This window comes from Bacteroidota bacterium (assembly GCA_039714315.1).
GTDB lineage: Bacteria > Bacteroidota > Bacteroidia > Flavobacteriales > JADGDT01 > JADGDT01.
Map to the genome: position 1 here is coordinate 23,736 of JBDLJM010000015.1, position 12,462 is coordinate 36,197.

Sequence of the window (12,462 nt, forward strand, 5' to 3'; positions counted from 1 at the left end):
ATATACAATAAAATCATAATAATAAAAGCCCTTATAAAGCTTTATAATTATTGATTTTTTAACAATATTTGTTTATAATTGAATTGATAATTTTTACTATCTTTAAAATAAGTATTGTATTATTATACTTAAATTAATTTATACCAATTTTTTATTAAAAAAGCCGCCTAAGTTTTTCTAATATTGCTGGTCGTTATTTACAAAAGGAGGAGTACGTATGGAAGATAAATTTTCACCAAAAGTAAAAGAGATAATATCTTTTAGCAAAGAAGAAGCAATCCGTCTTGGTCATGACTATATCGGAACCGAACATCTTATGCTTGGAGTTATAAAAGAAGGAGAAGGTAAAGCTATCGAAATGATCGAGAGCCTAAGTGTTGATATTTATAATTTAAAGCATTTATTTGAAACATTAACTCCAAAAACATCTGTTGTTAATGTAAATGAGAACCAATCCTTAAGGCTCACTGCATCAGCAGAAAAGGCATTAAAAACAACATATCTTGAAATAAAATTATTTAGAAGCCAGTCAATTAACACAGGGCATTTACTTTTAAGTATTTTAAGAAATGAGAACGATCCTACTACAAAGATTTTAAACAAGCATAATGTTGTTTATCAATCGATAAAAGAGGAGTTTAAACAACTTTTACTGGAAGATGAACCATTCGATTTTCCACAGGCAGAATCCTTCTCTGATGAAGGTTTTGACCCTACTGAAAATCCGTTTGGAAGAGGTTCGGAAAGTAGCGGTCCAAAACCCACGCAAAAAAAATCTAAAACTCCTGTTTTAGATAATTTTGGAAGAGACTTAACTCAATATGCTGAAGAGGGAAAGTTAGACCCTGTAGTAGGTAGAGAAAAAGAGATTGAAAGAGTTTCTCAAATATTAAGCAGAAGAAAGAAAAACAACCCTCTGTTGATTGGAGAGCCGGGAGTTGGTAAATCTGCAATTGCCGAAGGTTTAGCTCTTCGCATTATTAAGAAGAAAGTTTCGAGAGTTCTTTTCAATAAAAGAGTTGTAACTCTTGATCTTGCTAGTCTGGTAGCAGGTACGAAATACAGAGGTCAGTTCGAAGAGCGAATGAAAGCGGTAATGAATGAGCTCGAAAAAAACGATGAAATAATACTTTTTATAGATGAGCTTCACACTATCGTTGGTGCCGGAGGAGCTACGGGTTCTCTGGATGCTTCAAATATGTTTAAACCTGCTTTAGCAAGAGGTGAGCTGCAATGTATTGGAGCTACAACACTTGATGAATATCGTCAGCACATCGAAAAAGATGGTGCATTAGAGCGAAGATTTCAGAAAGTTATGATAGAACCAACCAACGAAGAGGAAACTATTGAGATTCTGAACAACATTAAAGAACGTTACGAAAGTCATCACAATGTAAATTATACGGATGAAGCTATTAAAGCTTGTGTTCAGTTAACAGACAGGTATATTTCCGACAGACACCTTCCTGATAAAGCTATTGATGCTTTAGATGAAGCCGGTTCGCGTGTTCATATCACAAATATCAGTGTTCCTCAGGAAATACTTGATATGGAGCAAAAACTTGAAAAAATTCGAGAGAAAAAATCAAGGGTTTTGAAAAGTCAGAAATATGAGGAGGCTGCCAAACTCAGAGATGAAGGAAAACAAATAGAACGTGAGCTTACATTGGCACAACAAAAATGGGAAGAAGATGTAAAAACCAAACGTGAAACTGTAAGTGAAGAGAATGTGGCTGAAGTGGTATCTATGATGACAGGAATTCCTGTTCAACGTGTAGCCCAGGCCGAAAGTAACAGGCTTGCCTCATTGGCCAAACTAATTCAGGGAACAGTAATAGGACAGGAAGAAGCTATTAATAAAGTTGTAAAAGCAATTCAAAGAAACAGAGCCGGATTAAAAGATCCGTCTAAGCCTATTGGAAGTTTCATTTTCTTAGGACAAACAGGGGTTGGAAAAACCCAGCTTGCCAAAGTATTGGCTAAAACTTTGTTCGATTCGGAAGAAGCTCTAATCAGAATTGATATGAGTGAGTATATGGAGAAATTTGCGGTATCGCGATTAGTAGGTGCTCCTCCGGGATATGTTGGTTATGAAGAAGGCGGACAACTTACTGAAAAAGTAAGACGTAAACCTTATTCTGTAATCCTTCTTGATGAAATTGAAAAAGCGCATCCTGATGTATTTAATCTAATGCTCCAGGCATTGGATGATGGTCAAATGACTGATAGTTTAGGCAGAAAAATAGATTTCAAAAACACTATCATAATTATGACATCAAACATTGGTACACGTCAGTTGAAAGATTTTGGTGCCGGTGTTGGATTTGGCACACAGGCAAGGAAACAAAGTTCAAATAACGATGCGAAAGGCGTAATTGAAAATGCTTTAAAAAAGACTTTTGCACCGGAATTTCTTAATAGAATTGATGATGTAGTATTATTTAACTCTCTTGAAAGAGAAGATATTAGAAAAATCATCGATATCGAACTGGATAAACTAATTTCCCGTATAGAAGCACTGGGATATTCATTTGTATTGAGCGATGAAGCTAAAGATTTTGTTGCTGATAAAGGTTACGACAGACAGTTTGGAGCAAGGCCATTACAAAGAGCTATTCAAAAATATATTGAGGATCCTTTAGCAGAAGAGATTATTAACTCTAATATTAAAGAAGGTGATTCTATTGTAATTGATTTTGATGAGAAAAATCAGGAGATTACAATAAAAAATCTTAAAAATGAGAAACAAAAATAGTTTTCATATAGAAATGAGTAAAATTAAAGACCACCTATTGGGTGGTCTTTAATTTTACGGGAGTCTGAAAATAAACTTTACAATACTTAAATCAGCTCATTAATGGCCTCCAGGCTGGCTTCTCTTCCCGCTTGTAAAGCATCAATGTTTTTTCTGATAATCATTTCACCTTTACTTGCGAATATTTGCCTTACACCTTCTTCCAAACTTTCAAAAGACATTTCTATAAAAGGTGATGCAGCACCAAGCATTACAATATTTGAAGCCAACTTAGAACCTATTTTGGCAGCTATCTTTTCGGAATCAATCATCACTATTTTTTTATAGCTTCTCAATTTTGCGTATATATCCTCTTCATCGGGATAATCTTCAATATTCTTGAATGGATTACTGCTCGTAACTATCCATCCATCTTTACTCAAAAATGGTATATAACGAAGAGCTTCCATTGGCTCAACCGACAATATCAAATCAACTTTACCTTTAGGAATCAGGTCTGAAGCTATTTTCTTATCGGAAATTCGTAAATTCGATTGTACTGCTCCTCCCCGTTGACTCATTCCATGTACTTCCGACTGTTTAATATCAAGGTTATTATTAAGGGCGGCCATTGAAATTGAACCTGCAATAGAAAGTATTCCCTGCCCCCCGACTCCTGCTAAAATTATATCTGTTTTCATTGTTAATGATTGAATGCTTTAATGGTTGAATGTGTTAATAATGTCTTATTTTAATAAAAGTTATTAGATCTGTTAGGATATATCTCTAAACTTTGAATCTTTCAACATTGTTCAGTACATCTCTTTTAACTTTAATCACTTCTAATTCAGTCCTAACTTCTTAATTTCTTCAGACAATTTTTTATTTTTTATCGTCCTTACACATTGTCGTCGAGGAATAACTACAGACACTCCGTTATAAGAAATCTCCTCCTTCATTATCCTTACCATCTCGTCGTGATTCTTTGCCAAAGGCTTGAAAATTCTAATATGCTCTTCATCTACACCTATACCTCTACATATATCCTCTATTTTTCCAAGGGCATTTGAATCCTGGCCACCGGTCATACCCGTAGTAAAGTTATCGGATATTACCACAGTTATATTAGAGCTGTCTTTTACTGCATCTAATAATCCTGTCATTCCCGAATGAGTAAAAGTTGAATCTCCAATTACTGCTACAGCAGGTGTTAAGCCCGCATCAGCAGCTCCTTTTGCCATAGTAATTGATGCACCCATATCTACACATGAACTTATGGCATTAAAAGGCTCATAAGCTCCTAAAGTGTAACATCCGATATCTGCAAACACTTTTCCTTTACCATATTCTTCCATAGCTACATTCAATGCGTTATATGCATCGATATGACCACATCCGACACACATTGCCGGTAACCTTTTTTCAACTACTCCGGGAACATCAATTTCCTCTGTTACAAAACCAAAAGCCTTTCCCACAATATTAGGATTAAGTTCTCCTGCTCTCGGTAATGTACCGTCCAGCCTACCATTTATATGTTCATTTCCCAAATAACCTTTCAACAACTCTTCTATCATTGGGTACCCGTCTTCGAGAACAATCACTTCGTCGCATTCCGACATAATATGTTCAACTTTCTTTCTCGGCATAGGATACTGTGTGATTTTCAGTAAAGGAAAATCTATGCCTTCCGGAAAGTTTTCCATTAAATAATTATATGTTATTCCGCAGGCTATAACTCCTTTTGACTTGTCTTTTCCTTCGAAATATTGATTGTATGGAGACTCCTCCGAGTGATCAATAAAATTATCAAATTTACCTAACAGCTCTTTATACTGCATTCTCGCTATAGACGGCAGTAATATAAATTGATTAGGGTCTTCCGGTAAAGTAACGTCATTCTGAACCCTTCTTTTCTCAATTGTTTCCACACCCGCCCTTGAATGAGCTAAACGCGTAGTAATTCTCAATAGAACAGGTACTTTTAGCTTTTCTGACAATTCGAAGCCATAAATAACCATTTCGTAAGCCTCTTGCTGATTTGATGGTTCAAGTATAGGTATCTGGGCAAACTTTCCATAAAATCGGCTGTCTTGTTCATTCTGAGAAGAATGCATCGACGGATCATCGGCAGAAACTACCACCAGTCCTCCATTTACACCTGTTATAGCACTATTAATAAAAGCATCGGCAGCAACATTTAAACCAACATGTTTCATAGCAACCATTGCACGTTTTCCTGCATATGACATTCCCAAGGCAGCCTCCATAGAAGTTTTTTCGTTCGACGACCATGTCATATGAATCTTCAAGCCTTTTGCTTCGTTTGAATGCTGTATATATTCCATTATTTCTGTTGAAGGAGTTCCGGGATAAGCATACATCCCTGATAAGCCGGCATCGATTGCTCCCTGAGCCAAAGCCTCATCTCCCATTAACAATTTCTTCATAAATAACCTGATTTAGTTCGCAACAGTTAGTTCTGGCAAAGCTATTACCCGTAATTAAATTAAACTGTAAGGATAATATCTCTCAAATATATAACGTTTATGAAAATGAAAACAAGTTTTGATCAAAAATTTTTCTATAAATACTTAAAATTTATCTAGCTTTTAATTCTTGGTCATTTTGATACTTATAAGTCAATAAATAGCAACAAAAAATCACCCTCTACAAATCTTAAAAAGATTGCAGAGGGTGATTTCAAAAAAATGGGTCACATCAAATTATAGCAAAAATTATTTATGCTAAAACAATGACAGTTCCAGTTACTAGAATACGTATTTATTTTCTTCGATTACTTTTCCTGCAATCTTTCTTCTCAACTCAATAACGTTAGGGAAATTAACATATTTTGTAAATCGCTTTAGTCCCATTAACATCATACGTTGTTCATCTCCTTCTGCTATAGAAATAACGGCTTCTCTACCTGCGGTAGATATTTTCTCTACGGCATTAAACAAGTTTAATCTTGCCATAGCAACCTGATACTCTGTAGCATTTTCTCCATTTTTTAATGCTAGTTTTTCAGCTCTTAACACAGCAGATTCTGCTACGTAAATTTCAATGATCATATCAGAAACATACATCAACAACTCTTGATGATCATTAAGATCCATACCGTATTTCTCAACTGCTTTACCGGCAATCATCAATGCAGCTTTCTTAAGTTTAGTTATAAGCTCTTTTTCTTCAGAGAATAAAACTGAATAATCCGGTGTGTCAAATGAAGGAATAGACATCAGTTCTGAAGCAACTTTCATTGCAGGTCCCATCAAATCAATATCGCCTTTCATTGCCTTTCTAAGAAGCATACCTACAACCAACATACGGTTAATTTCATTAGTACCCTCATAAATACGGGCAATACGGGCATCACGCCATGCAGCTTCAACCGGTGCATCAGAAGAGAATCCCATACCTCCATATATCTGTATTGCCTCATCTGACGACATTTGAACTGCCTCTGATGCGTAAACTTTCATAATAGATGCTTCTACGGCAAATTCCTCAACTCCTTTTAGTTTAGATTCCTGAGGTGACATTCCACCAGCTTCCAATTCAGCAATTTTATCTTCTATATCCTGTCCCGCTCTATAAGTACCTGCTTCAGATACCCATGCAGCAGTAGCCATATCGGCTATTTTATTTTTAATTGCACCAAAGCTTGAAATTGGCACTTTAAACTGGAATCTCTCATTGGCATATGTTACTCCGTGATTTACCAGTCTTTTTTGAGAATCTAAACAAGCAGCAGCAAGTTTAATACGTCCTACATTTAACGAGTTCATAGCAATTTTAAAACCATTCCCTCTCACAGAAAGCATTGCTGATGCAGGAACTTCCGTTTCATCAAAATAAACCTGACGTGTAGATGAAGACTTAATACCTAATTTATGTTCTTCTTCTCCAAACGTTATTCCATTCGGATTATCTTTATCGTAATCAACTATAAATCCGGTAATGTTTTTATCGTTTTCGATACGGGCAAATACAATAAACATCTGAGCAAAACCTGCGTTTGAAATCCACATTTTACCACCGGTAATTTTATAGGTATCCGTTTCAGGATTATAAACAGCTTTTGTTTTTCCCGAATTTGCATCCGATCCTGCTCCCGGTTCAGTTAAAGCATAGGCTCCAATCCATTCACCTGACCCTAATTTTGGAAGATAATACATTCTTTGCTCCTCTGTTCCATAAAGTAATATTGGAAGAGTACCAATTCCTGTATGAGCTCCATAAGCTGTTGAAAAAGATCCCGTTGTTCCGGAAAGCTTATCCGTTACCAGCATAGCAGTATTGAATCCCATATTAAGACCTTCATATTTTTCGGGAGTAGTAATCCCTAGAAAACCCATTTCTCCGGCCTTTTTCATAAGCTCCTCTACTAAGGCATAATCCTTTTGCTCAAAACGTTCTCTTTTGGGAACTATTTCCTTATCTACAAATTCTGTAGCAGCCGAAGCCATCATTTGCTGTTCTTCTGAAAATTCTTCAGCAATAAATATCTGCTCTGCTTTGGCGTCCTTTACAAGGAATTCGCCACCTTTCATTTTATATATTTCCTTTGTTTCCATTTAATTTACTTTTAAGTTCTTTAGAGAGAGAAAGAAAGAAGAGTGTAATTGTTATTGGTTAACATATTTTCAGAATTTTACATTTCTGATGATAATACTTTCTCTTCTTTCTAATTCTCCGCTAATGGTACTAATAATAACTAATAACAATATTTATAACATTTCAAAAATTCCTGCAGCTCCCTGTCCGGTTCCTACACACATGGTTACCATACCGTATTTAGCATCACGGCGTTTTAACTCATTAAATAACTGAACCGACAATTTAGCTCCGGTACAACCAAGCGGGTGCCCCATAGCAATTGCTCCACCATTTACATTCACTATATCCGGATTAAGATCTAACTCTCTTACTACGGCTATAGATTGTGAAGCAAAAGCCTCATTAAGCTCTATAAGTTCTATATCATTTTGTTTCATTCCGGCCAGTTTCAATGCTTTAGGAATTGCAGCAGTGGGACCAATACCCATTAAACTCGGTTCTACCCCTGCAGCGGCATAATTCACTAACCTTGCGATTGGCTCGAGATTGAGTTCTTTCATAACTTTTTCCGAAACAACTAAAACAAAAGCAGCCCCATCACTCATTTGAGAAGAATTACCAGCTGTTACTGATCCTCCGGCTGCAAATACAGGTCTAAGTTTATTTAATACAGCAGTATTTGTTCCTGCACGCGGCCCCTGGTCGGTATCAACTACATATTGAGATGTTACCTTTTTGCCATCATCATCCAAATAAACATGATCTACGTTTATGGGTACTATCTCATCTTTGAACTTTCCATCTTTAATCGCTGCCAGGGCTTTCATGTGAGAATTAAATGCAAATTCATCCTGATCCTCCCTGCTAACATTATATTTATTTGCAACAGCTTCTGCCGTAATTCCCATTCCCCAATAATAACTTGGATTTTTCTTCGCCAAATTATACTCAGGAACCGGTTTGTATCCACCCATTGGGATATATGACATGCTTTCGCTACCTCCGGCAATAATAATATCTGCCATTCCGGCCTTTATTTTTGCCGATGCCATGGCTATGGTTTCTATACCTGATGCACAATATCTGTTTACCGTTACACCGGGAACATCAATAGTATCTAGCCCCATCAACGATATTAAACGCCCCATATTTAATCCTTGTTCGGCTTCAGGCATTGCGTTACCTACAATTACGTCATCAATTCGATTAACGTCTAAATCCGGAACTGTATCCATCATGTGTTTAATGGTTTCGGCAGCCAACTCGTCCGGTCTTTTGAAACGGAATACTCCCTTTGGAGCTTTACCTACCGCAGTTCTATATGCTTTAACAATATATGCTTCTGTCATGATCTTAGTTTCTTAGAGGTTTACCTTTTTGTAACATGTGTTGAATACGCTCAAGAGTTTTCTTCTCTGTTGTTAACGACAAGAAAGCTTCTCTTTCCAAATCAAGTAGATATTGTTCCGAAACAAGAGTTTTTTCAGATAAATCTCCTCCTGCCATTACATAGGCAAGTTTATCTGCCATTTTTCTGTCGTGTTCCGAAATATATTTTGAAGCCTGCATTCCATCAGTTCCCACATAGAACATACCTAATGCCTGTCGTCCAAGAACTTTAATATCTTTACGTTTGGCAGGTTGAGTATACCCGTCTTCTGCCATTAAAATTGCATGACGTTTGGCTGTAGCAATTTGACGATCTTTATTTAATACAATATGATCTCTACCCTGTTTTAGGAACCCTAAATCAAAAGCTTCATGACCCGAAGTAGCAACCTTTGCCATTCCAATTGCAAGGAAGGCTTCCTGAAGAACATTTACTTCAACATCTCCCGGTTTGAAAGTATCGGCAGCTCTCAATGCTAATTCTTTAGTTCCCCCTCCGCCGGGAATAAGTCCTACACCAAACTCTACAAGACCAATGTAAGTTTCTGCAGCAGCAATAACCTTATCTGCGTGAAGAGTAAGTTCGGCTCCACCTCCAAATGTCATTCCGTGAGGTGCAGCGATAACAGGAATTGATGAATATCTAACACGCATCATTGTATCCTGGAATTGACGGATAGCCATGTTAAGCTCATCATACTCCTGTTCAATGGCCATCATGAAAATCATAGCAAGATTTGCTCCTACCGAGAAATTTTCACCCTGATTACCAATTACAAGTCCACGGAAATCTTTTTCGGCTAACTCTATACCTTTTTGAATTCCCTGAAGTACCTCTCCTCCTATTGAATTCATTTTCGATGTGAATTCAACGTTTAATATTCCATCTCCTAAATCGTGAATAACTGACCCTGAATTCTCCCAGACAGTAGATGTAGGTCTGGTGTGATCCAAAATAATGTAGTTTTCTAACCCGGGAATAATTTTATTTTCTTTGGCAGGAATGTCATAGTAAGATGCTGTTCCTTTATCAATAGTATAGAACGACTTCTGACCGGAAGCTACCATATCGTAAACCCACTGAGCAGGTTTCTTTCCTTCTGCTTCCATCATGGCAATCCCCTTCTCTACTCCTATAGCATCCCAAACCTGAAATGGTCCGTGTTGCCATCCGAATCCGGCTTTCATACCATCATCTATTTTGTACAACTCATCTGAAATTTCAGGAATACGGTTAGAAACGTATTGGAATAATCCGGAGAATGTTTTTCTATAAAATTCGCCTGCCTTATCCTTTCCTTTTACCAGTACTTTGAAACGATCAATAACTTTATCTATAGTCTTTGTCATTTCCAAAGTAGCGAACTTAGGACGAATTTTTGATCGATATTCAAGAGTATTAAGGTCTAAAGAAAGTATTTCTTTCTTACCACTCTCATTTTTAACTTTTTTATAAAATCCCTGATTGGTTTTTGATCCCAACCAGTTATTATCCATCATTGCTTGGATATATTCCGGAATTGCAAACAAATCGTGTGCTTCATCATCAGGAACCCCATTGTAGAGACCATTTGCAACATGAACAAGAGTATCGAGCCCTACTACATCAACCGTACGGAAAGTAGCAGATTTTGCACGTCCAATAACCGGACCTGTTAATTTATCTACTTCCTCAATTGTCATCCCCATTTCATTAACTACATGGAACAATTCCATGATGCTATAAATTCCGACACGGTTTGCTATAAATGCAGGGGTATCTTTAGCTAAAACTGATGTTTTCCCAAGATACTGATCACCATAATTCATCAGGAATTCAGTGATTTCAGGATCAGTTTCCGGAGTTGGGATTACTTCAAAGAGTTTTAGATAACGCGGTGGATTAAAAAAGTGAGTTCCAACGAAGTGTTTTCTGAAGTCTTCATCTCTACCCTCTATCATTTTGTGAATAGGAATACCTGATGTATTTGAGGTAATTAAAGTTCCGGGTGTTCGATATTTAACAACATTGTCTAAAACAATCTTTTTAATATCCAGCCTTTCTACTACAACTTCCATTACCCAATCAGCATCCTTGATTTTTGGCATATCATCATCAAAATTACCTGTTTCAATTAACGAGGCAAATTCCTTTTTGTAGATAGGCGAAGGTTTAGCTTTAAGTGTAGCTGTTAGCGCAGCATTAACAATTCGGTTTCTCACAACCTTGTCCTCAAGGGAGAGTCCTTTGGCTTTTTCTTTGTCATCAAGCTCACGAGGTACGATGTCGAGAAGCAAAACTTCCACACCGATATTGGCAAAATGACACGCAATACGCGATCCCATGATTCCGGAACCAAGTATTGCTACTTTTTTAATTGCACGATTCATCTGTTTATAATTTGATTTTAATGGTTAGACGAAACTCCTTAATTAAAGTAATTCTCTAATACTATCCTGTATACAGATAATTGAGAAAAAAATTTAATCATATTAGTTTCATCCATTAGTAATTATTACATTAAACGTACATGGACATTCTGAAAATAAATATGTTGGTTAGTGAATGTCGCTAGTGTTTATATATATTGAGTAAAACTGAAAACAATTTTACTCCTCAGTTTGAAAAATTTTCTTTTCATTAATCAGCTCAGTAATTGTCTCCATTACCTCATAAAAGTGTTTTATTTTTTGAGGAGATAAGCTATTGCGAACCGTATCGTTGAACTTTAAAACCCTTTCCTTTGATATCTCTCTCTTAGCTCTCCCTTCATTGGTCAGACATATTAATACACCTCTCCCGTCTTTTGGATTTGGTTTCCTGATAATCAATCCTTTTTCTTCCATTGATTTCAATGTTCGGGATAAACTTGTTGCTTCTACTCCCATTCGGGGTCCCAGAGACGTTGATGGTGATCCTTCTTCCGGATCTATCGACAGCAGAGTAAAACCTGTAGCCATTGAAGCTCCATACTCCACTGCCTGTTCATTATACATCTTTGAAACAGCCTGCCAGGTTGACCGAAGCATATAATCTATTGTAAGTGTTTTTTCTTCCATTTCGTTTTTTAATTCCCACCTATTCCAATAAGTAATCATGGTACAATAATTATTATATATACAATGAAACAAACTTATTATAGAGATTTTCTTAATCTGTGTCCCAAATATATGAATTTATATTATGCATGCATAGTATTTTTTAAACATTTTGCATATTCCGATGATAATTACCTTTAAAATGTAATTATAGGCTCTGAAATGCAGTATCTTACGACGTAACAATAAACATATATAGATTATATATAAATTATATTATTCCCACAACAGCAAAGCGACAGACCAAATACTGTAGCTATTTTCTTACTTTTAGATGACAAAATAGTTTAGATTACTGATGTACTGGGAATTAATTAAAGCCTGGCAGATTTTTTTAATGATGAATAACAGTTTATTTTGCATTACATAATATAACTAATTATAATCAACATGACAAAAACATTACTTAGAGCTTCATTCTTAAGTATTATCTTTGTGTTTTCGGCTATTGCTTCGTTTGCGCAGGTAACAACTTCAGGTATTGACGGTTTGGTAAAAGACCCAACTGGAGAAACACTTCCAGGGGCAAATGTAGTTGCAGTTCACACTCCTTCAGGGACTCAGTACGGTGCTACTACAAACATCGACGGACGATTTACAATTCCCAGTGTTAGGGTTGGCGGACCGTATACTATTACTGTATCATTTATCGGATACAATAATTTTGAAGTTAAAGATGTAAATCTTCAACTTGGTGA

The 12,462-nt window shown here is 36.3% G+C and carries 8 protein-coding genes; 2 read left to right on the top strand and 6 right to left on the bottom strand.

Annotated elements, in window-relative coordinates; all coding sequences use genetic code 11:
- Window positions 1–217: 217 nt before the first annotated feature.
- A complete protein-coding gene (locus ABFR62_03225; GenBank protein MEN8137419.1) occupies window positions 218–2,755 on the top strand; it encodes an ATP-dependent Clp protease ATP-binding subunit in 2,538 nt (845 codons plus the stop codon).
- Between the two features lie 86 nt (window positions 2,756–2,841).
- On the opposite strand, the gene ABFR62_03230 is transcribed toward ABFR62_03225, so the two are convergent.
- The 6 genes from ABFR62_03230 to ABFR62_03255 form a co-directional block, all read right to left on the bottom strand.
- Window positions 2,842–3,435: an indolepyruvate oxidoreductase subunit beta gene (locus ABFR62_03230; protein ID MEN8137420.1), complete on the bottom strand. Its 594-nt coding sequence runs from the start codon at window positions 3,433–3,435 to the stop codon at window positions 2,842–2,844.
- A gap of 141 nt (window positions 3,436–3,576) precedes the next feature.
- The gene (locus tag ABFR62_03235) at window positions 3,577–5,184 is read right to left on the bottom strand and encodes a thiamine pyrophosphate-dependent enzyme (protein MEN8137421.1); all 1,608 of its coding nucleotides are present in this window, start codon (window positions 5,182–5,184) and stop codon (window positions 3,577–3,579) included.
- A gap of 321 nt (window positions 5,185–5,505) precedes the next feature.
- Window positions 5,506–7,314 carry an acyl-CoA dehydrogenase family protein gene (locus ABFR62_03240; protein ID MEN8137422.1) on the bottom strand — a complete coding sequence of 603 codons (1,809 nt, stop codon included), beginning with the start codon at window positions 7,312–7,314 and terminating at the stop codon, window positions 5,506–5,508.
- Between the two features lie 153 nt (window positions 7,315–7,467).
- Window positions 7,468–8,646 carry an acetyl-CoA C-acyltransferase gene (locus ABFR62_03245; protein MEN8137423.1) on the bottom strand — a complete coding sequence of 393 codons (1,179 nt, stop codon included), beginning with the start codon at window positions 8,644–8,646 and terminating at the stop codon, window positions 7,468–7,470.
- Window positions 8,647–8,650: 4 nt separating this feature from the next.
- A complete protein-coding gene (locus ABFR62_03250) occupies window positions 8,651–11,056 on the bottom strand; it encodes a 3-hydroxyacyl-CoA dehydrogenase/enoyl-CoA hydratase family protein (GenBank protein MEN8137424.1) in 2,406 nt (801 codons plus the stop codon).
- 219 nt (window positions 11,057–11,275) lie between these two features.
- A complete protein-coding gene (locus ABFR62_03255; GenBank protein ID MEN8137425.1) occupies window positions 11,276–11,725 on the bottom strand; it encodes a MarR family transcriptional regulator in 450 nt (149 codons plus the stop codon).
- A gap of 429 nt (window positions 11,726–12,154) precedes the next feature.
- Here ABFR62_03255 and ABFR62_03260 point away from each other — a divergent pair.
- Window positions 12,155–12,462 (top strand): carboxypeptidase-like regulatory domain-containing protein (locus ABFR62_03260; GenBank protein MEN8137426.1); only part of this gene is annotated, 308 nt, incomplete at its 3' end.